Here is a 20,293-nt window from a genome sequence, read left to right as displayed (position 1 = left end):
GAGCTCGCCCGCGTCGCCGGGTTCGACGAACTGCGCCGAACGGTAACCGGCCGCGGCCTCCCGCAGGCCCGAGGTGTTGCTGACGATGACAGGGCGGGAGGCCAGGACCGCCTCGACGGCCGTGTTGCCGAACGGCTCGTCGAGGCGGGAAGGCACCACCACGACGTCGGACTCGGCAAGGAACGGCCAGACCACATTCTGGAAACCATGGAACGTGACGTGGTCTTCGGCACCATGGGCCTGGACCTGGCTGCGGAGGCCGGCCTCGTAGTCCTCGTAGCCGGGGAAGACCGCCCCCACCACGGACAGGCTGGCCGGCACGCCGTCGCTGCGGAGCCGCAGCAGCGCGTCGATGGCCACATCCACGCCCTTGCGGTGGGACAGCCGTCCGACGTACAGGATCCGGAGCCCGCCTTGGAGGTCCGGCCGTGGCGGTACCGGCGCGTCCGGCCCGGGGACGCCGTTGTAGAGCACTCTCGGGCGGCCATGGAGCGCCGGCAGCGCGGAGGCCAGTGTGTCGGAGCTGAACTGGCTGTTCGTCAGGATCCCGCTTGAGAGCAGCAGCGGCAGGGCCAGGGCCGCGCGGAGAGCCCGGGGGGCGTTGGCCTCCGCCTCATGGACGTGGGTGACCACCGGGACCCCCGTCAGCCGTCCCGCGGCCGTCCACAGTGGGACAGTGATGGTGTTTGCCAGAATGACGTCCGGGCGCGCGCCCCGGATCACACCTATGCTGCGGAGCAGCCCGTATACAGACGCGGCCGCGAGTTTCGCCAGTCCAGGTGCCGTCAGCAGGCTCTTGCGCAGCACCGGCGTCGGCGACAGAATGACCGCGGCGCCCCGGCGCTTGAGTTCTGCCACGAGCGGCCCCGGCGACGGCAAGGCCACCAGGACGCGCGCGCCGCTGCGGTGCAACCCGTCAATGGTTTCCAGCAGCACCCGGTCGGAGCCGTAGAGGTCCGCGCTGGGGTGCGCCACTAGTACCGAGAATTGCTCCCCGTTAGTCTTCATCGTGCCCCCTCGATCCGGTACCGCGGCGGAAGGCAACCCTGAACAAAGGACCGGGGCCGCTGCTGACGCAGGAACACCGGTCCGGCCACCGGGGCCTGGCCCCGGGGCCCGTTGCTGGGACCCCGCCACTGAGACCTGTTGCTGAGACCTGCCGTCAGGACCTGAGTCCAAGTCCTGTTTCCAAGGACTTGACGCCCAAACTGTTGCTGGACCTGACGGTCCGTCCTGATTAGGGAAAGACTACGGCCGGTGCCGGAATTTGGCTAGGATTCAGGCCCTAAGCCAGGTCGGTCCGCCGGCATAGCAACCTTCGTTGCGCCACCGGGAGGCCTGAGCGCCGGGACCGGCCGCAAAGACACAGAACCAAAAAGCTTCCGCACGGCGCGGTCGCAGTCAATAATGGGGCGTCAAGGGACCATGAAGGACCGTGCCGCTGCAGGCACGGCGTGGTGGCCGCATGGGGGGTTCGCTTGGAACTGTCTGAGTACGGACGCGCAATTGCGCGGAGCTGGCTGATAGTGCTCGTGTGCCTGCTGGCGGGCGTCGGAGTCGCCTGGGGCGTGACATCGACGGCAACGCCGGTGTATCAAAGCGCCGTCAAGTTCTACGTCGTGTCGCCGCCGGCAACGGGACAGTCGTCCCTGCAGTCCCTCGAACTGTCGCGGGGACGCATCGCCTCCTACGCGAGCCTGGTCAAGAGCGACAAGTTTGTGGAAAAGCTCGTCAGCAGCAGTTCCACCGGCCTGTCGGCAGCGGACATCGCGCAGAGCGTCAGCGCCTCGGCGGACCAGGACACCATGATGTTGACGGTCGTCGTGAGCATGCCGGACCAGGCCAAAGCTCTCGGGATCGCCCGCGAGATCGTCTCCGGCCTCAACACGGCCCTGGCTGACGTTGAAGCCGGCCGGACCCAGAGCGGCGGCGGGCAGACCGTCCTGAACGTGGTGGCGGGACCGACGGACGACACGGATCCGGTGTCCCCCCGACTTTCGTTGAACCTTGGTCTGGGCGCGCTGCTTGGCCTCGGCGCCGGCATCGCCATCGCGGTCGCCCGCCGGATGGCGGACCACACGCTCCGGACCCCCGAAGATGTCGAAGCCGCGTCCGGGCTGCCGCTGCTGGCCCGCGTCCCGGTCAGCGCAGACGCACGCAAGTTCTCCGGCATCCTGGATCGCCGCGCGGCCTCGCTGCTCGATGAGGCGGCACGCCGGCTCCGCACCAACGTGGACCATCTGCCCGCACTGCCGGCCTCCGGCGTCGTGCTCATTTCCTCGGCGCGGGCAGGGGAGGGCAAGACCACCGTGGCACTCATGCTGGCCCGGGCCTGGGCCGACGCGGGGGAGAAAGTCCTGCTGGTGGAAACGGACCTCCGGCGCCCGAGGCTGGCGTCGGAACTCAAATTTGGCAACACAATGGGCCTGACCGACGTCCTCGCCGGCCGGGCCGGACTGAACGGTGTCATCCAAAAAACGGCGAGCGACCGGCTGCACATTGTGGCTGCCGGCTCTGTTCCCGAGAACCCCACAGAACTTCTGGCAAGCCGGGCCATGACGGCCGCGCTCGGCGAGATGCGGGGCAGCTACAGCCGCGTCATCCTCGACGCGCCAGCCATGCAGCCGTTCAGCGACGCGGCCTTGCTGGCCGTGCAAGCGGACTTCACAGTGCTGGTGGTCCGGTACCGGAGCGTGACGCGCGAACTGCTGGGCGCGTCCTTGCGGAACCTGGATCTGGTCAAGGTCACAGTGGCGGGCGCTGTGCTGAACGCCCTTCCGCTCCGACTGTCCGAAGGGCGCAAGCAGCCCCGGGCATGGCTCCGCAGGCCGATCCGACGAGCCAAGGTGACGCCCCCGGCGGTGCCCGCGGAACCGGCACCGGTCAAGCACTCTGCCGGCCGGAGGTGAGGGTGGACGGCGTCGCTGTTCCGGGCCGGATCGTGACGTCCGGCCGGGTGGCCTAAATGCAGCTGGCGGCCTGGATCGGAGTGTCCCTCGCGGCGGCTTTCCTCTGCCGCAAACACGCCAGGGTGCCACTGGCTGCGGTGCTGGGGCTGTGGCTGCTGGTGCCGGCGATCGGGGCCGCGACGCTCACCGGAGTGTCCTCCGGCCCCGTGTCCGTCCATCCCGCGACCTGGCTGGTGCTTTGCATCTTCCTGGTCCGGCTCTTTCACGATCCGGCCAGCGTCAGGATTGTCCTGGGCCGTCACTTCCTGCTGTTCCTGGTCCTTGGCCTGGTCATCGTGGCGGCGTACCTGGCCACATCGACGTCCGGCAATGGCGGTGGAATGGTGCTGCTGGTGGACCAGATTGTGGTGCCGGTGCTGTTCTTCCTGCTGCTGCTCGCCGAAGCCGTTCGCGGCGGCGGACTCGTGGTGCTGCTGCGCACCGTGCTCCTGGGCCTCGTTGCCCTCGCGTGTGCCGTGGCTGTCGCGCAGTGGCTGAGCGGCAATGTCCTGTTCTATGAGGCAGGATTCGAGACCCAGTACTGGTTCGCCAGGAACTCCGGGCGCTGGATGGGGACGTTGGACCAGCCGCTCGCCCTGTCCCTCGTTGTCAGTGTTGCGGCGCCACTGGTGGCAGGCCTGTCACGTCAGTGGCTGCAGGCCGGGCTGCTGGGACTCATGGCCGTGGCGGTGCTGATTTCGCAGTCCCGCGTGGGACTCGTGGCCCTGGCCGTGGCAACCGTGGTGGTGGTGCTTTTTGTCCGGCGGCCTGTCTGGGTCAAGACGGCCATGCTCCTGGTGATGACGGGAGTGGGCGCCGCCATCATGCAATCCCCGCTGGTGGCCGGCGTGGCGGCGCGGGTTGCCAACGACACCGGGTCCAGTGAGGCGCGCAGCATCGCCCTCGAGTACTTCCTCAGCCGCTGGAACGACTACGCCGTGGCCGGCCAGGGGATCGGCTCCAGCTACCGGGTGGCGGTCCAGGCCGGGCTGCAAACGAGCTTCGAGAATCCGATCCTGATGTACGGCATCGACTTCGGCCTCCTGTTCGCCGTGCTCTACTTCGGTGCCATGGCAGTCTTGGTGCTCCGCGGCATGAGGACCGGCTACCCTGGCCTGGCGCTGGCCGGGATCATGGCGCTGGTCATTCCACAGACATACAGCTCCCTGGCCACGCGTTCCGCCGGCGGCATCGTCGTCTGGACGGTGCTGGCCATGGTGGTCATCGCAACCGACGAGGCCCGCCGTGCGGCGTCGCCGCCTGTCCCCGCCACAGCCCCCGCGCGCGCCCGGGCCGGAACCACTGGTCAAGCCCCGGCCGAAACCCCGGCCCAAGCCTCCGTGAAGAATTCGGCCCTCACCCCCGCGAATCTGCCGGGCGCAGGATCGCCGTGATCGCGCGGCGGCAGTTCCTGGGCCTCGCCGCAGCAGGGGCGGTGCTGGGCGTGGCAGGCTGCTCTTCGTGCCCCGGAAACTCCGCGGCGCCGGGGGCCACGGCCCGGCCGCGGCCCCCGATCGTCCCGGCGGCATCCGCGGCCAAGGAATTCGTCACGGCGGGTGCGGTCGCGGCGCCGGGGGACAAAGGGCCTTTCACGGTCGCGGACCTGCTCGAGGCGCCGTCGTTCTTCGTCGCGCACCGGGGCTCCGGGGACAACTGGCCAGAGCACACGATGCGCGCCTACAAGGGGGCGGCGGCAGCGGGGCTGAAGGCGATCGAGGTGTCCGTTTCCGCCACCGAAGACGGCGTGCTGGTCTGCCACCACGATCTGAACACGAAGCGGCTGACCGGCATTGACCTGACCATCGCCCGGGCGCCCTACGCCGCGCTGGAGCCGCTGCGCAATGACGCCCGGGCCTGGCTCGGCCCGGCCACGCCGCTGGAGCCCATCCCGCTCCTCACCGACGTCCTGGACGCGTTCGCCGCCAGCCACGTGATCTTCCTTGAGGACAAGCCCGGGACCAACGCCGACGAAATCCTGGCCCTGCTGGAGAACTATCCCGGGGCCCGGGAGCATGTGGTGTGGAAGCAGCCGGCCGCGTCGCGGGGGCATGAGCTCGCGGCGGCCAGGGGTTACACCACCTTCGGCTACCTCACGGCGCGGGAGCAGGACAAGGTGGCCGGGCTCATCCCGCGGGCGGACCTGCTCGGCATCCACCACAACGCGCCGGAGGCGATGATCCGCCAGATGGTCGCCTCCGGCAAGCCGGTGCTCGCTTGGGAGCTGCACCGTCGCAGCGAGCACGCCCGCCTGCAGGACCTGGGTGTGCGGGGCTTCATTTGCTCCAACATCCGCTATGTCCTGCACCAGGAGGAACCGCTCCGGGAAGACGGCTTCTCCGCCGGCCGCCGGGGAACCGGCGATCTGCCGTGGGCTGCCGACGCCGTTTGGGATGGGCAGCCGGCGTTTGCCGACGGTGCCCTCAGCATCTCCAGCCCGGACAAGTCCGGCTACGTCCTGGGCTCCCTGGCGGGGGCGGTTGATTCCCCGGACTGGGAAATCGAGTTCGAGCTGCGCTGGCCGTCCGGACTCCCTGGGGCAGGCCCGGGCGCGGGGGTGGCCTTTGGCCAGGACTCCGACGCGCCCTACCGTCCGGGGTCCGCCCTGAAAGTTCCCGGCTATGTCCTGGACGTCGCCGGGGACGGCACGCTGGCGCTCTACCGGCACGACGCCGGCACCGCGGCCCCGGTCCGGCTCGCGGAGTCCGGCAGCCCGGCGCCCCGGCCCGGGGAGTGGATGAAGTTCGTGGTGACGCTGGGGCCGTGGCACATCAGCGTCCGCCGGGACGGGGGCGGCACCTCCGGCGCTAACGTCTCCGCCGAAGACACCCGCTACGGCGGGGCATGGCTGACCCTGCGGAAGAATTACGACGCCGGACCTCCCGTCGAGTTCCGCGGTGTGCGGGTCCGCGCGGTGGCCGCGCAGGAGGGCTGCGGGAACGTGGGATAATTAGGTTTAATCTGTGTGACGTATTTCGTGCCGCCGGCTGCCCGGCCGGCAGGGGTACGCCGCAGCGAACGCCGATCCAGGAGTCTCCGCCATGGTTGCCACCCCAGCCCACCTCCGCCGCTCTGCCGCTGTGCTCGGAAACGAGGAGGTTCTGAGGATCCGCAACGACTTCCCGATCCTGCAGCAGCACGTCAATGGCCGGCCCCTCGTCTACCTGGACTCCGGGGCCACCTCGCAGAACCCGCTCAGCGTGCTCGAGGCGGAGCAGGAATTCTACGAGCAGCGGAACTCCGCGGTCCATCGCGGGGCCCACCACCTCGCCGTCGAGGCCACCGAGGCCTTCGAAAACGCCCGGGAAACAGTGGCGGACTTTGTCGGCGCGGAGTGGGATGAACTCATCTGGACCTCCAACGCCACGGAGGGCCTGAACCTGCTCACGTACTCCTTCCTCAACGCGTCCCTGCCCGGCGCCGGACCCGAAGCGGCCCGGTTCGCCCTGGCCCCGGGCGACGAAATCGTGGTCACGGAGATGGAACACCACGCCAACCTGATCCCCTGGCAGGAGCTGGCGGCCCGGACCGGCGCTGTCGTGAAGTTCATCCCGATCGACGATGCCGGCGCCCTGGACCTGGCGGCCGCCGCCGGCCTCGTCGGCCCCCGCACCCGCGTCCTGGCGTTCACCCACGCGTCCAACGTCCTGGGCACCATCAACCCGGTGGCCGCCCTGGTTGCCCTGGCCCGGTCCGCGGGGGCCCTCGTGGTGCTCGATGCCTGCCAGTCCGCGCCGCACCTGCCCCTGGATGTCAAGGCCCTCGACGTCGACTTCGCGGTGTTCTCCGGCCACAAGATGCTCGCCCCCACCGGTATCGGCGCCCTCTATGGCCGCTCGGAGCTGCTGAACGCGATGCCGCCGTTCCTGACCGGCGGCTCCATGATCACCACCGTCACGATGGAACGGGCGGGTTTCCTGCCGAGCCCGCAACGCTTCGAGGCCGGCACCCAGCGCATTTCGCAGGCGGTGGCGCTCGCCGCGGCGGTAAACTACCTCAGCGAAACCGGGATGGACCGCATCCACGCCTGGGAAGCCGAACTCGGCCAGCGCCTGGTGCAGGGCCTGGGATCCATCCCCGGAATCCGGGTGTTGGGTCCCGCGGCGGGGCAGGAACGGATTGGCCTGGCGGCGTTCGACGTCGCGGGCGTCCACGCACACGACGTCGGCCAGTTCCTGGACAGCCGGGGCATCGCCGTGCGGGTCGGTCACCACTGCGCCCAGCCACTGCACCGCAGGCTGGGACTGACGGCGACGACGCGCGCCAGCACGTACCTCTACAACACCACGGACGATGTGGACGCGTTCCTGAACGCGGTCGCCGATGTCCGTGCCTACTTCCAAGCCTAGGACGGACATCCATGAGTCTTGACCAGCTCTACCAGCAGATCATCCTGGAACACGCCAAGGCCCGGCACGGCAGTGGCCTCGCCGCCGCGGACGCACCCAATGGCGCGAGCAGCGGCCAGTCCCACCAGCTGAACCCGACCTGCGGCGACGAAATCACGGTCCGGGTGTCCGTGGCCGGCGGGAAGGTCAGCGAGCTGCGCTGGGACGGCGACGGCTGCTCAATCTCGATGGCCTCGGCGTCCGTCCTGACGGACCTCGCCGAGGGCATGACGGTCGGGGAGCTCCGCACCGTCATTGACAGCTTCCGCGAAGTGCTGCGTTCGCGCGGCAAGGTGCCGGCCGATCCGGAGGTGCTGGGTGACGCCGCCGCGTTTGAGGGCGTGTCCCGTTATGCCGCCCGGGTCAAGTGCGCCATGCTCTCATGGGTCGCCGCGGAAGACGCCCTGGGCCAGGCGCTGGCAGCCTGAGCCCACCTCGTCACGGCCGGCCCAGGCCCTTGTAGATCCAACCGGCGGCCCGCCACTTCGCCGGATTCAGGACGTTGCGGCCGTCCAGGATGCGGGGCGCGGACACGAGCGCCTTGGCCGCGTGCGGATCAAGCTCCCGGTAGGCCTGCCACTCGGTCAGCAGCAGCACGGCGTCGGCCCTGTGCAGCGCCGTGTCCAGATCCGGCTCGAGCGGCAGCTCCGGGAAGCGCTTGGCGGCGTTGGCCAGCGCCTGGGGGTCCGTGACCGTCACCACGGCGCCCTGCAGCTGCAGCTGCGCGGCGGCGCTGAGCGCGGGAGAGTCCCGGACGTCGTCGCTCTCGGGCTTGAAAGCCGCCCCCAGCACGGCGATCCGCTGGCCCAGCAGGGACCCGCCACACAGTTCGCGCGTCAGTTCCACCACCCGGGTCCGGCGCCGCATGTTGATGGCATCCACTTCCCGCAGGAACGTCAGCGCCTGGTCCGCCCCCAGCTCACCGGCGCGGGCCATGAACGCCCGGATGTCCTTGGGCAGGCAGCCGCCGCCGAATCCGATGCCCGCGTTCAGGAACTTCCGTCCGATCCGCTCATCGAGCCCGATCGCATCAGCCAGCCGGGTGACGTCGGCCCCGGTGGCTTCGCAGACCTCGGCCATGGCGTTGATAAAGGATATTTTGGTCGCGAGGAACGAGTTGGCGGCCGCCTTGACCAGTTCCGCCGTGGCGTAGTCGAGCACGAGCCGGGGTGTCCCGCCGGCGAGCGGCGTCGCATAGACCTGGTCCAGGACGGCCACCGCGGGATGTTCTTCGTTGCCGTCCGGTGTCCCGTAGACGAACCGGTCGGGGTTCAGGGTGTCCGCCACCGCGTGGCCTTCGCGCAGGAATTCAGGATTCCACACCAGCGTGGCGCCGGGTTCCGTCTCCGCCAGCACGTCGGCCAGCCGAGCGGCGGTTCCCACGGGCACCGTGGATTTCCCGGCGACGACGTCGCCGGGGGAGAGCTGGGCCGCGAGGGACGCGACGGCGGCATCCACGTAACGCAGGTCCGCGCCGTTTTCGCCGCGCTTTTGTGGCGTTCCGACGCAGATGAAGTGGACCTCGGCGCCGCGGGCGGCCGCCATGTCGGTGGTGAACCGCAGCCGGCCCGAGTGGGCCAGCTCCGCGAGGAGGTCATCCAGCGCCGGTTCGTAGAACGGGGCCGTGCCAAGGGACAGCTGCGCCACCTTGTGCCCGTCCAGGTCGATGCCGACAACGTCGTGCCCCAGGCTGGCCATGGCTGCCGCATGGACCGCGCCGAGATAACCGCAACCGATAACCGAGATCCGCATAGCTGCCGTGTCCTCTCGCCGTGGATAGTTCACAGCGTACGTGCCGGGTCCGGGTTTCGTACACGGCCGTGGAATGCCATGAGCAACAGGGCCGCGAAGGCGCCGACCATGGCACCGAACGTGTTCGCGGCGACGTCGGCGACCGAGGGAAAGCGCGCCGGGAGGAAGACAAGCTGGGCGAGCTCAATGAGGACCGAGACGACGAAGCCGACGGCAACCCCGCCCCACCACAGCCGTGCGCCCAGGATCCGGGCCACCAGGGCGCCCAGGGGAAGGAACAGGAGCACGTTGGCGGCCAGTTCCACCACCCCGTAGTCGAAGGAGGCGGGGACGCCCCAGCGGTGCAGCTTCCGCAGCGCCCGCATCAGGAGATCGGACGATCCCTGGTCCACGGGAACGGGCCAGAGCGCAATAAGGCCAAGGGCAAGCACATAGGCGCCCAGTGCCCATATAGCCGCACGACGGGGTAGCAAACGGCGTCCCCTTTCAGCGGTCCACCTTTTTGCCGATTCTAGCCGCCAGCACGCCGCCAGAGCAGGAAATCCGGCACACCGGCGGTCGTATTACCGCCGGTGTGCCGGATGCTAGCCGATCAGCCCGGCAACGCCAATCGCCGCCGTCGCGGCCCCGAGCAGCATGGAGATGCTGACGAGGACCACGTGGACGGTCAGGAAGCGCGTGGCCTTGCCGTCGGCGTCACGGGCGCGCGGGTCCTTCATGACCCGGCGCAGGAACTGCGGCCAGACCACCAGGGACCAGACGCCGGCAATGACCAGGACGACGGCGAGGAACGCGGGCAACTCCACGGCGCTAGTGGCTCTCGAGCCAGGCCTGGGCCTGCTGGGACTGAATGTTCAGGGCCTTGCCGACCATCGGTTCGGCTGCATCGGCGATCTTGCCGCCAAGGAACGGCACTGAGGAGGTGACGTTGCCCTCAAGCTCGATCCGGGTGCTGCCGCCGTCGGAGACGAGGCGCTGGACAGCGTTCACGTCCAGCGGTGCGCCGGAGACCTTGAGGGAGATCTTGCTCTGCCGCGAGCCGTCGGCGGCGGGGGCCTCCCAGTCCTCCAGCTGGGTTACTTTCAGGCTTTCGCCGACAAATTTCCGCGCGATGTCAGGCATCCGCGTGGTGGGGATGGTCCGCACAGTGGTGGTGCTGAACGCGCCGGCGGGGTCTCCGTCAAGGGCGAAGGATTCCAGGGTGCCGCCGACGAGTTCGCTCGTGTGGCGCAGGAAGTCTTCATTGACGAAAACCGCGGTAACACGGTCAACGCTGTGCGGAACGGTAGTGGATGCACTCAGGGCCATAGGGGGGTCCTCCGTGATAGGGAAGTGGACGTTTCGGGCTCCAACATCCTACGTCGTGTGCCCGGCAGGCTTCGATTCGAGGTCTTCCAGGTCCCGGGCGGCGGCAGTGATATTCCGCGACATGGCCGGAAATATGACGCTGTGAAAAGGCAGCACGGCGAGCCAGTACAGACGGCCGCTGAGGCCTTTGGGGAAGAAGATGGCGCGCTGGCGGTAGCGGCTGCCCGCCCCCTCCGGCTCCACGGAAAGTTCGAGCCAGGCCCTGCCCGGGGCCCGCATTTCGGCCCGCAAACGCAGCAGCCGGCCACGGTCGATCCGCTCGACTCGCCACCAGTCCACCACCTCGCCCTCGGCCAGCAGGTGCGGGTGCCGGCGGCCCCGCAGCAGCCCCGCGCCGCCGGTGAGCTTGTCCAGCCAGCCGCGCACCTGCCAGGCAAGCGGCAGGGAGTACCAGCCGTTCCGGCCGCCGATTCCTTCGATGACGGTCCAAACGTGCCGCGGGTCCACGTCGCTGGGGAAGCTGCGCTCGTCCACGTACACCGTGTGGCCGGACCAGTCCGGGTCGCTCGGCAGGGGATCGGCGTCGACACCGGCACTGGCCCAGGTGGTTTCCACCTGACCGTCGCGTTCCTTGCCCAGGGCGAGGGCCACGGCCCGCCGGTAGGGGGTCAGGCCGACTTCCGGTACCCGGATGTACGCATCTATGTCGTGCTCGCCGGCGACGGCGTCGTGCTGGAGCGATTCCACGAGCGGCAGGGACATGGAGAGCGGGATCGGCGTAGTCAGCGCCACCCACACGCCGGCCAGCTTGGGGGCAGGGACCGGCAGCGCCAGAACCACCCGGTGCGGCAGGCCCGCCTCGGCCGCGTACTCCTGCATCATTCCCGCATAGCTGAGCACCTGGCGGCAGCCGATGTCGAACGTCCGGTTGATGGTTCCTTCCAGCGACGCCGCGGCCACGAGGTAGTACAGGACATCGCGGACGGCGATCGCCTCGATCTTGTTGCGCACCCAGCTCGGTGCCGGCATGAGCGGGAGCGTCTCAGACAAATGCCGGATCATTTCGAACGACGCCGAGCCTGAGCCAATGACGACGCCGGCCTGGAACACCACTGCGTCCACCGGGCTGTCCAAGAAAACTTTCCCCACCGCCTCACGGGAACGCATGTGGGTGGACAGCTCGGCCCCTGCCGGGTGCAGGCCGCCGAGATAGACAATCCGGTCCACTCCGGCCGCGGCTGCGGCCCGGGCCGCCGTCCCGGCCATCGCCTTTTCCTTGGCTTCGAATCCGGCCCCCGCCGCCATGGAATGGACCAGGTAGTACAGGACGTCGACGCCGCCGAGCGCCTCCCGCAGGGCCTCGCCGTCGTCGAGGCTGCTGTGGACCACCTCGACGTCATCCAGCCACGGCACGCCGGCGATCTTGGCCGGCGTGCGGACCACGACTTTGACCGTGTGCCCGGCTTCCAGGAGCCGGGGGACCAGCCGCCCGCCGATGTAGCCGGTGGCCCCGGTGACCAGCACGGTTTTCGGGGAGGCGGCCTTGGCGGAGACCGCCTGCGGGGCTGGAGCAGGCGTTCGGGCGGGTTCAGGGGTTGCTGTTGTGCCGTTCATGGTGACTCCTTGTCAGCCAGCAGTTGGCGGGTGGCCTACCAAGCGATTCGGTGCCCAGGGCACTTCGGATGGGCCACCCGCTCCTCCCGCCAGCCTAGCCTCGTCGGTCTGGCCCGGGGCTCCGCGGTAGGCTTGGAGGACCCGGGATTCTCACGAATTCCGGCTATTCGTGTTGCCTGCACCCCGTGATCACATCAGGAGCAACAGCTATGAGCCTCAACGGCCCCTCTCTCACCGGTTTGCGCCGTGTCCTCGCCGAAGACCGGAATTACGCCCGGATCCAGGCCGAGGCCGCCCGCGGGTTTGCCGCCCGCAGCGAGGACTACCAGATCAGCGCCCCGGCCGGAATGCGGTCCACATTGCTCGCCGAAATGGCGGACGGACTCACGGCGCATGCGGCGAACGAAACCGGCTCTGCCGGGGCCGGCTCTCCGGTGCCCGTGGTCCTGGCTGTCACCGCGACCGGCCGCGAGGCCGAGGACCTGACCGAGGCCCTGCGCGCCTTCCTGCCCGCCGACGCCGTGGCCGAGTTCCCCAGCTGGGAGACCCTGCCGCATGAGCGGCTCTCCCCGCGCTCGGACACCGTGGGCAGGCGGTTGTCCGTGCTCCGGCGGCTCGCGCACCCCGAATCGTCCACCGCCGGTGCTCTGCGCGTCGTGGTGGCCCCCGTGCGCGCCGTCGTGCAGCCGATCGTCGCAGGCCTGGGTGAATTGGTGCCCGTGACCCTGAAGCTCGGCCAGGAGGCCCCCTTCAGCAGTGTCGTCAAAAGCCTCGCCGACGCCGCCTACGCCCGGGTGGACATGGTCACCCGCCGCGGCGAGTTCGCCGTCCGCGGCGGCATGCTGGACGTCTTCCCGCCCACCGAGGACCACCCCATCCGGGTCGAGTTCTTTGGCGACGAGGTGGACCAGATGCGCTGGTTCGCCGTCGCCGACCAGCGCTCGCTGACAGCGCCCGGCCTGCACCATCCCACCGAACTCCATGCCCCGCCGTGCCGCGAAATCCTGATCACGCCCTCCGTCATGTCCCGCGCGGCCACCCTGAAGTCCCAGCTCCCGGCCGCCGCGGACATGCTGGAGAAGATCGCCGGCGGCATCGCCGTCGAGGGCATGGAATCGCTGGCTCCCGTGCTGGTGGACGCCATGGTGCCGTTCCTGGACCAGCTCCCGGCCGGTTCCATCTCGGTGGTGATCGAACCGGAGAAGGTCCGCACCCGGGCCCACGACCTCGCCGCGACCAACGAGGAATTCCTCGAGGCCGCCTGGTCCACGGCGTCCGACGGCGGCCCCGCGCCCCTGGCGCTGGACACTGTTTTGGCCTCTGCGGCGTCCGAAGCGCTGCACTCGGCCAGCTTCCGCTCGCTGACCGATACCCGCACCGCAGCACTGGAGCACGGCGTCTCCTGGTGGTCCATCACCTCGCTGGCCAGCGACGAAGAGCTGCTGCCCGACGTCGACGTGCTGAACCTGCACGCCCGGGAACCCCGCGGCTACCAGGGCGACGTGGCGGAAATGATGGACTTCATCGGCTCCCGCGTCCGGGACCAGTGGCGGATCGTCGTGGTCACCGAGGGTCCAGGCCCGGCGCAGCGCCTCGCGGAACTCTTCCACGACAACGACATCCCCTGCGCCCGGGTGGACACCCTCGAGGCGGACCCGCAGGCCGGGCTGATCGAGGTGACCACCGCCGCCGTCGGCCGCGGTTTTGTCCTGGATCCGCTCAAGCTGGCGCTGCTGACCGAGGCGGACCTCCTGGGCCGGACCTCCGCCGGGTCCACCAAGGACATGCGCCGGATGCCGTCCAAGCGGCGGAACGCCGTGGACCCGCTCCAGCTCGTGGCCGGGGACTCGGTGGTGCACGAACAGCACGGCATCGGCCGGTTCGTGGAGCTGATCCAGCGTCGGGTGGCCGGAGGAGGCGACGGGGTGCGCGAGTACCTGGTGCTGGAATATGCCCCGTCCAAGCGCGGAGCCCCCGGCGACCGGCTCTTTGTGCCCACCGACCAGCTGGACCAGGTCACCCGGTACGTGGGCGGGGACACTCCGGCGCTGAGCAAGATGGGCGGCGCGGACTGGGCCAGCACCAAGTCCAAGGCCCGCAAGGCGGTCAAGGAGATCGCCGGCGAGCTGATCCGGCTCTACTCCGCCCGGATGGCTTCCCGCGGCTACGCCTTCGGCCCGGACACCCCGTGGCAGCGGGAACTGGAGGAGGCCTTCCCGTACGTGGAGACCCCGGACCAGCTGACCACCATCAACGAGGTCAAGGCCGACATGGAGCGCGAGATCCCGATGGACCGGCTGATCTCCGGCGACGTCGGCTACGGAAAGACCGAGATCGCGGTCCGGGCTGCGTTTAAGGCCGTCCAGGATGGCAAGCAGGTGGCCGTGCTGGTGCCCACGACCCTGCTCGCCCAGCAGCACTACGAGACGTTCACCGAACGGTTTTCCGGGTTCCCGCTCGTCGTCAAGCCTCTGTCCCGCTTCCAGAGCGGCAAGGAGGCCAAGGAAACCGCCGACGGCGTCAAGAGCGGTTCCGTGGACGTCGTGATCGGCACGCACCGGCTGCTGTCCAAGGACTTCGGCTTCAAGGACCTCGGCCTGGTGATCGTGGACGAGGAGCAGCGCTTCGGCGTCGAACACAAGGAGGCGCTGAAGAAGATGCGCACCAACGTGGACGTCCTGGCCATGAGCGCCACCCCGATTCCGCGGACCCTGGAAATGTCCCTGACAGGCATCCGCGAAACCTCCACCCTGGCCACCCCGCCAGAGGAGCGGCACCCCGTGCTGACCTACGTGGGCCCGTACACGGACAAGCAGACCTCCGCCGCGATCCGCCGCGAACTGATGCGCGAAGGCCAGGTGTTCTTCGTCCACAACCGGGTGTCCACGATCGACCGCACCGCGGCGAAGATCCGCGAACTCGTCCCGGAGGCCCGGGTGGAGGTGGCGCACGGGCAGATGTCCGAGAGCCGGCTGGAACAGATCATCGTGGACTTCTGGGAAAAGCGCTTCGACGTCCTCGTCTGCACCACCATCATCGAGACCGGCCTGGACATCTCCAACGCCAACACCCTGATCGTGGACGGCGCGGACAAGTATGGCCTGTCCCAGCTGCACCAGCTGCGCGGGCGTGTGGGCCGCGGCCGCGAACGCGCTTACGCCTACTTCCTCTACCCCTCGGAAAAGCCGCTCGGCGAGGTGGCGCTGGAACGGCTCAAAGCCGTCGCGACGCACAATGAGCTCGGCGCCGGCATGCAGCTGGCCATGAAGGACCTGGAGATCCGCGGCGCCGGCAACCTGCTCGGCGGCGAGCAGTCCGGCCACATCCAGGGCGTCGGCTTCGACCTCTACATCCGGCTGGTCGGCGAGGCCGTGGCCGAATACCGGGGCGAGGCCGAGGAGAAGGCCGCCGAAATGAAGATCGAACTGCCGGTCAACGCGCACCTGCCGCATGACTACGTGCCGGGCGAGCGGTTGCGCCTGGAGGCCTACCGCAAACTCGCCGGCGCCATCACCTACGAGGCGATCGATGAGGTCCTCGCGGAGCTCGTGGACCGCTATGGCGAACTGCCGCTGCCCGCGACAAACCTGATCGACGTCGCCCGGTTCCGGGTGGGCGCCCGCGAGGCCGGATTGTCCGACGTCGCGCTGCAGGGCAACTTCATCAAGTTCTCCCCGGCGCAGCTGCCCGAGTCCAAGCTCATGCGCCTCACCCGGATGTACCCCGGCGCGCAGGCGAAGCCGGCCCTGGACGCAGTGCTTGTCCCGAAGCCCAAGACCGCCAGGATCGGCGGCCGGGACCTGCAGGACGCCGAGATCCTCGAGTGGGCCAACGGCGTCATCCGCAACATCTTCTCCGACGCCCCGTTAGCGGTGAAATAGAACAATGATGGGAGGACATCACGCCGCGTCGGGAGCCGCGGCGTGGGTAGCCATTGCCTCGACCGGCCCGTATGCGCTTGGCTGGTACCCGCTGGATCCCGCGGGAATCGTGATCGGTGCCATGGCGACGGCGGGGACTGCGCTGGTCTGCGACTGGGACCACCGCGCCAGCACTGTGGCGCATGCGCTGCCGCCGCTGTCCAACCTGGTGGCGCGCGGCATTGAGAAGGTCAGCGGGGGCCACCGGCAGGGCACGCACTCGGTGCTGGGCGCGGCGTTCTTCGTGCTGCTGGCCACGATCGCCGGGCAGTGGCAGGTGCAGACCCAGTGGGGGCTGCTGTCCGTCGGGGCCGGCCTGCTGTGCATGTTCATGATCAACATCGCGGTGAAGGCACTGAAGCTCTTTCCCAAGTACGGCTGGATCAGCAACTGGATCTTCGGGCTGCTCATGGCAGGAGTCGTGACGTGGTTTGCGCCGCACCAGTGGACCTGGCTGCCGGTCTCGATGCTCACCGGGGTGCTGGTGCACATTGTGGGGGACATGATCACCACCGGGGGAGTGCCGCTGCTCTGGCCGCTGGTGATCAAGCCGCCGAAGGTCCTGCGGAAACTGCCGCTGCTCAAGAACATCTGGAAGGCCAACGGGGCGTTCTCCATCCCGCTGCTGGGCCGGGCGGGCTCACGGCGGGAATGGTTCGTCCTCATCCCGGTGAGCGGCTATGCGATGGTGGGGATGTTTGGCGCCGGCCTGGCCGTGGCCAAAGCGCACTTCCCGGCAGCCCTGGCTCTGGGCACGGGGCTGGTCGAGGGCCTGGTGAAGGGCCTGCTCGGGCTGGTGTCCGGCTAGGCTGCGCTCCCCAGAAGACTGAGGCTCCCCGGGCACCAGAGGTCCTTAAATGACTGAAGCTCCGGAAGATCCGGAGCTTCAGTCATCAAGAATGGGGGAGCCTAGTTTTCGCCGGCCGAATCCGAGCGGCCCAGCAGCGTCTGCGGGATCCAGAACGAGAGGGCAAAGAGGACCAGGCAGACGGCCATCGGCCAGACGTTGTCCAGCGTCAGGAAGGCCAGGGAGTAGATCGCGCCGAGGAACAGGACCATCATCGGCACGAACAGGGCGATGCTGGATCCGAGGCTGTTCTCAACGCGTCGGGACTGGGTGGTGTTGCTGGACATTCGTTCCTCCTCGGCCCCGGGGGGCTCAAAACTGTGGGCGCTGCCGGCGTGGATCAGTACGCGGATGAACCCTGTTCACCCTTGACGATCGCGATGCCGGAGCTGGCGCCAATACGTGTTGCACCTGCAGCAATCATAGCCTGAGCATCGGCCAGGGAACGCACGCCGCCGGAGGCCTTGACCCCCAGGTCCGGACCGACGGTGCGCCGCATGAGCGCGACGTCCTCGGCCGTGGCCCCGCCGCCGTTGAAGCCGGTGGAGGTCTTCACGAAGTCCGCCCCGGCCTCCACCGCGGCCTCGCAGGCGAGCACTTTCTGGTCATCGCTCAGCAGAGCCGTTTCGATGATGACCTTCAGGATGGCCCCGCCCTCGTGCACGGCGTCGGCGACGGCGGCGATGTCATCCACCAGCGTGCCCTTGTCATTGGCACGGGCAGCGGCGATGTTGATGACCATGTCCACCTCTTCTGCACCGTCCAGGACCGCGCCGCGGGCCTCGAAGGCCTTGACGTCGCTCGGCGTGGCGCCCAGCGGGAATCCCACCACGGAGCACGTCAGCACGCCGGATCCCTTCAGCGCGGTCTTGACGGTTTTGACCCAGACCGGATTCACGCAGACCGACTTGAAATGGTATTCGGCCGCCTCGGCGCAAACCTTGAGCACCTCCGCCTCGCTGGCCTCCGGCTTGAGCAGCGTGTGGTCGATGTAGGAGGCGATGTTGGGCGTGCCCGCGGTAGCGGCTTCGTGGCTCATGGTGGTCCCTTTCGTGGCGGGCCTGGGACGCGGCGGTCCCTTCCCGGGCCTTGTGGGCCTGCGGGCCCTGGCGGCGCCGCATGGTGCGCGGCTTATCAGGGAACCATCTTGCCATAGGAACATGCCCGGCGGACGCCCCAGCCGGGCCGCCCCCGCACACTCAGGCCGCGGCCGCCAGGGGCCGGCCCATGGTGGCCTGAAGCAACTGGGAGGCACACACCGACGCGGCCGACCCGGAGGCCACGAGCAGTCCCAGCCGGACGCCGTCGTAGGCCGCGGCGTCACCGATCGCCCATATGCCCGGCACGGAGGTGCGGAAGTCCTGGCCGATGACAATCCCGCCGCCGGGCGCGGTGGTGAGCCCGGCCGTGGCGGCCAGTTCGTCGCGGGCGATGCGCTCCTCGGCGAGGATCACGAGGTCACCGTTCATGCTGGAGCCGTCCTCGAAGACGATGCCGGACGCCGGCAGGACGGACCCGGCAATGGTGGGAACGACGGCGGCGGGGCGGACGGTGGTGCGGATGGGGCGGACGCCGCGGGCCCGGAGGACGGCCTCGGCCTGGCCGGCGGCCGAGCCCGTGCCGACCAGGATGCCCAGCGGGCGCCGGCCGAGGACCCGGGTGACGTCCTTGACGGCCTCGCCCAGCCGGGCGGCGTCGTCGATCGTGGAATAGCTCAGGCACCGGGCGGCGCCTTCCACCGGCGCCTCGGCGGGAGCGGAGCCCGTGGCGATGACGAGCTCGTCGTAGTCGAATTCCATGCCGTCGGCGGTGGTCACGCGGCGGTTTTCCGCGTCGATGTAGCTGGCCGGCTGGCCAAAGCGGATGGACACCTGGGGCAGGCCGGCGAGCTCCAGCAGTTCCTCGGGGGCGTCGTCCCGGTTGCTGAGGACCGTGATGGCGCCGGCAAACGGGGTCCGGGTGAGCTGCCGGACGAGGGCCTGGGCGGCCCGGCCGGCGCCGGCGACGACGATCCTGGGCCGGGCTGCCGTCGTGACTGCTGTCTTGTAGGCGGAGGAGGAGGCGGCTGCCGTCGAGGTAGACGTGCCGGAGGTGGGAGACAATGCCGGAGCGGACATGTGCAGGCCCTTTCGCTGGGTGGCCATCGTGTGGCCGGTGTGCTTGATGAACCCCAGCGTAGGCGTCCGATTTTTCCGGGGTGTTTCCCGGGTGTTGCCGCTTTTGCCCTGCCTGTTCGCCAGTATTTACCGGCCGGTAATGCCGTGCGTCACACCTCCGCGGCGGCCCGTTCTGCCACTGCGTTACACGCGGATCCGGTAGCCGCGCTTCACCACGGTTTCCACGAGCCGGGTGTCCGGCAGCGCGGACCGCAGCCGGCTGACGGTCATGTCCAGGGCATGCACGGAACCGCGCAATTCCAGGAGGTCCGAGAGCGCCTCGCGGGACAGCACGGCCCCGCCGGCGCCGATGAGCGCGCGCAGCAGCAGCAGGGGCGCCGGTGCCATGTCGACCGCCTCGCCGTTGATCCGCAGCGAGCGGCCGCGCAGCTCCACGCTGCCGGAAACGGTGTCGAGCCGGCGGACGTGGTTGAGCGCCAGGTGCTCGCAGACCAGCCGGATCAGGGCGCCCATCCGGAAGCGTTCCGGGATCAGCGGATGCAGCCCGGCGTCGAGCAGCGGCTGCGCGGTGATGGGCCCGACGACGGCGGTCGCCACAGTGGTCTTCAGGCTCTCCACGAGCTGTTTGTAGACGCCCATCTCATGCGCCGTGCTCCACATCGCGTCCACGGCGGGGGCGCTGGTGAAGGTCAGGACATCGAGGTTGCCACTGCACGCGGCCTCGATGAGCTTCGGCAGCCGGTCGGCGCCGTCGGGCTTGACCCAGCGGTACGGGGTGACCGTCAGGACGGTGGCGCCGGACATGCGCAGGCGCTCGAGCTGGCGGACATCGGTGTAGCCGTGCAGCTGGACCGCGACTGTCTTGCCCCGCACACCCTCGGCAAGGAGCATGTCCACGAGCGTGGCGGTGGTTTCGTCGCTGCTGATTCCGACGTCGGCGAGCCCGGCAGCACGCACGGCGCCGCGGGCTTTGGGCCCGCGGACGAACATCCGTGTGGCCGAGAGGGTCTCCAGCAGCTGGTCGCCAATGCCAAAGGTGTCCGCGGCCTCGCACCAGCGGCGCATGCCGTAGGCGGTGGTGGCGATACAAAGGTCGGGCCGGGCGGCGATGATCGCCCGGGTGTCCTCGATCAGGCTCTGGTCCTCCCGGACCGGGGCGATCTTCAGCGCCGGGGCGTGAAGCACCTCGGCACCGCGGCGCTCGAGGGCCTCGATGAGGTCCTGCGAGCGGCGGTGCGAGGTGACGCCGATCCGGAAGCCGTCCAAAGGAAGGTCCCGTTCGGTCGCGTCGTCTGCAGGTTCCGGCGCGGGTGCGCCGGACGTGGCGGGGATCAACGGGGTTAAGGGTGCGCCGGGCTCCGGGAAGGTTGCGGCGACGGCGTTCAATGCGCTCATGGGAATC

The 20,293-nt window shown here is 69.3% G+C and carries 17 protein-coding genes; 7 read left to right on the top strand and 10 right to left on the bottom strand.

Features of this window, described 5'->3' with window-relative positions:
• The coding region (locus AC1D2F_RS08155; RefSeq protein WP_476966525.1) for a glycosyltransferase family 4 protein at positions 1-1,008 on the bottom strand (1,008 nt) is incomplete at its 3' end.
• 470 nt (positions 1,009-1,478) lie between these two features.
• Here AC1D2F_RS08155 and AC1D2F_RS08150 point away from each other — a divergent pair.
• From AC1D2F_RS08150 to sufU, 5 genes are all read left to right on the top strand, one after another.
• A complete protein-coding gene (locus AC1D2F_RS08150; protein ID WP_229993204.1) occupies positions 1,479-2,909 on the top strand; it encodes a tyrosine-protein kinase domain-containing protein in 1,431 nt (476 codons plus the stop codon).
• Positions 2,910-2,965: 56 nt separating this feature from the next.
• The gene (locus tag AC1D2F_RS08145; RefSeq protein WP_229993205.1) at positions 2,966-4,342 is read left to right on the top strand and encodes a hypothetical protein; all 1,377 of its coding nucleotides are present in this window, start codon (positions 2,966-2,968) and stop codon (positions 4,340-4,342) included.
• Positions 4,339-5,895, top strand: coding sequence for a glycerophosphodiester phosphodiesterase (locus AC1D2F_RS08140; protein WP_476966524.1), 1,557 nt, complete (start codon positions 4,339-4,341; stop codon positions 5,893-5,895). Before AC1D2F_RS08145 ends, AC1D2F_RS08140 begins: the two co-directional genes overlap by 4 nt.
• A 91-nt stretch (positions 5,896-5,986) precedes the next feature.
• A complete protein-coding gene (locus AC1D2F_RS08135) occupies positions 5,987-7,294 on the top strand; it encodes a SufS family cysteine desulfurase (protein ID WP_364747275.1) in 1,308 nt (435 codons plus the stop codon).
• Between the two features lie 11 nt (positions 7,295-7,305).
• Entirely contained in the window at positions 7,306-7,761 is a 456-nt protein-coding gene (gene sufU / locus AC1D2F_RS08130; RefSeq protein WP_229993208.1) for a Fe-S cluster assembly sulfur transfer protein SufU, read from the top strand.
• 10 nt (positions 7,762-7,771) lie between these two features.
• Here the strand turns inward: sufU and AC1D2F_RS08125 are convergent, their stop codons facing one another.
• The 5 genes from AC1D2F_RS08125 to AC1D2F_RS08105 form a co-directional block, all read right to left on the bottom strand.
• Positions 7,772-9,085, bottom strand: a complete 1,314-nt coding sequence (locus tag AC1D2F_RS08125) for a UDP-glucose dehydrogenase family protein (RefSeq protein WP_229993209.1) — start codon at positions 9,083-9,085, stop codon at positions 7,772-7,774.
• A gap of 29 nt (positions 9,086-9,114) precedes the next feature.
• Complete coding sequence (locus AC1D2F_RS08120) at positions 9,115-9,558, bottom strand: VanZ family protein (RefSeq protein ID WP_476966523.1); 444 nt, start codon at positions 9,556-9,558, stop codon at positions 9,115-9,117.
• A 111-nt stretch (positions 9,559-9,669) separates the two neighbouring features.
• A complete protein-coding gene (locus AC1D2F_RS08115; RefSeq protein WP_229993211.1) occupies positions 9,670-9,891 on the bottom strand; it encodes an SCO4848 family membrane protein in 222 nt (73 codons plus the stop codon).
• Positions 9,892-9,895: 4 nt separating this feature from the next.
• The gene (locus AC1D2F_RS08110) at positions 9,896-10,393 is read right to left on the bottom strand and encodes a DUF2505 domain-containing protein (protein ID WP_229993212.1); all 498 of its coding nucleotides are present in this window, start codon (positions 10,391-10,393) and stop codon (positions 9,896-9,898) included.
• A gap of 48 nt (positions 10,394-10,441) precedes the next feature.
• Positions 10,442-12,007, bottom strand: a complete 1,566-nt coding sequence (locus AC1D2F_RS08105) for an SDR family oxidoreductase (protein ID WP_229993213.1) — start codon at positions 12,005-12,007, stop codon at positions 10,442-10,444.
• 209 nt (positions 12,008-12,216) lie between these two features.
• Here AC1D2F_RS08105 and mfd point away from each other — a divergent pair, with 209 nt between their 5' ends.
• On the top strand, positions 12,217-15,888 hold the full coding sequence (gene mfd / locus AC1D2F_RS08100) for a transcription-repair coupling factor (RefSeq protein ID WP_229993214.1): 3,672 nt from the start codon (positions 12,217-12,219) through the stop codon (positions 15,886-15,888).
• Positions 15,889-15,892: 4 nt separating this feature from the next.
• Positions 15,893-16,735 (top strand): metal-dependent hydrolase, encoded by an 843-nt coding sequence (locus tag AC1D2F_RS08095; RefSeq protein WP_229993215.1) that lies wholly within the window; start codon positions 15,893-15,895, stop codon positions 16,733-16,735.
• Between the two features lie 101 nt (positions 16,736-16,836).
• Here AC1D2F_RS08095 and AC1D2F_RS08090 read toward each other — a convergent pair whose 3' ends face one another.
• The 4 genes from AC1D2F_RS08090 to AC1D2F_RS08075 form a co-directional block, all read right to left on the bottom strand.
• A complete protein-coding gene (locus AC1D2F_RS08090; protein ID WP_229993216.1) occupies positions 16,837-17,061 on the bottom strand; it encodes a hypothetical protein in 225 nt (74 codons plus the stop codon).
• A gap of 53 nt (positions 17,062-17,114) precedes the next feature.
• Entirely contained in the window at positions 17,115-17,813 is a 699-nt protein-coding gene (gene deoC / locus AC1D2F_RS08085; protein WP_476966522.1) for a deoxyribose-phosphate aldolase, read from the bottom strand.
• Positions 17,814-17,973: 160 nt separating this feature from the next.
• Positions 17,974-18,891 (bottom strand): FAD-dependent oxidoreductase, encoded by a 918-nt coding sequence (locus AC1D2F_RS08080; RefSeq protein WP_476966560.1) that lies wholly within the window; start codon positions 18,889-18,891, stop codon positions 17,974-17,976.
• Positions 18,892-19,074: 183 nt separating this feature from the next.
• Entirely contained in the window at positions 19,075-20,286 is a 1,212-nt protein-coding gene (locus AC1D2F_RS08075; protein WP_229993218.1) for a uroporphyrinogen-III synthase, read from the bottom strand.
• Positions 20,287-20,293 lie beyond the last annotated feature (7 nt).

Source organism: Arthrobacter sp. P1_B3 (assembly GCF_056406615.1).
The sequence above is the reverse complement of the archived record's forward strand: the minus strand, read 5'-3'. Positions and strand labels throughout refer to the sequence as shown.

Excerpts from the sequence above, each read along its gene's own strand:
- AC1D2F_RS08075 (WP_229993218.1), bottom strand. The coding sequence starts at position 20,286 with ATGAGCGCATTGAACGCCGTCGCCGCAACCTTCCCGGAGCCCGGCGCA.
- deoC (WP_476966522.1), bottom strand. The coding sequence starts at position 17,813 with ATGAGCCACGAAGCCGCTACCGCGGGCACGCCCAACATCGCCTCCTAC.
- mfd (WP_229993214.1), top strand. The coding sequence starts at position 12,217 with ATGAGCCTCAACGGCCCCTCTCTCACCGGTTTGCGCCGTGTCCTCGCC.
- AC1D2F_RS08145 (WP_229993205.1), top strand. The coding sequence starts at position 2,966 with ATGCAGCTGGCGGCCTGGATCGGAGTGTCCCTCGCGGCGGCTTTCCTC.
- AC1D2F_RS08090 (WP_229993216.1), bottom strand. The coding sequence starts at position 17,061 with ATGTCCAGCAACACCACCCAGTCCCGACGCGTTGAGAACAGCCTCGGA.
- sufU (WP_229993208.1), top strand. The coding sequence starts at position 7,306 with ATGAGTCTTGACCAGCTCTACCAGCAGATCATCCTGGAACACGCCAAG.
- AC1D2F_RS08095 (WP_229993215.1), top strand. The coding sequence starts at position 15,893 with ATGATGGGAGGACATCACGCCGCGTCGGGAGCCGCGGCGTGGGTAGCC.
- AC1D2F_RS08105 (WP_229993213.1), bottom strand. The coding sequence starts at position 12,007 with ATGAACGGCACAACAGCAACCCCTGAACCCGCCCGAACGCCTGCTCCA.
- AC1D2F_RS08135 (WP_364747275.1), top strand. The coding sequence starts at position 5,987 with ATGGTTGCCACCCCAGCCCACCTCCGCCGCTCTGCCGCTGTGCTCGGA.
- AC1D2F_RS08080 (WP_476966560.1), bottom strand. The coding sequence starts at position 18,891 with ATGTCCGCTCCGGCATTGTCTCCCACCTCCGGCACGTCTACCTCGACG.
- AC1D2F_RS08110 (WP_229993212.1), bottom strand. The coding sequence starts at position 10,393 with ATGGCCCTGAGTGCATCCACTACCGTTCCGCACAGCGTTGACCGTGTT.
- AC1D2F_RS08125 (WP_229993209.1), bottom strand. The coding sequence starts at position 9,085 with ATGCGGATCTCGGTTATCGGTTGCGGTTATCTCGGCGCGGTCCATGCG.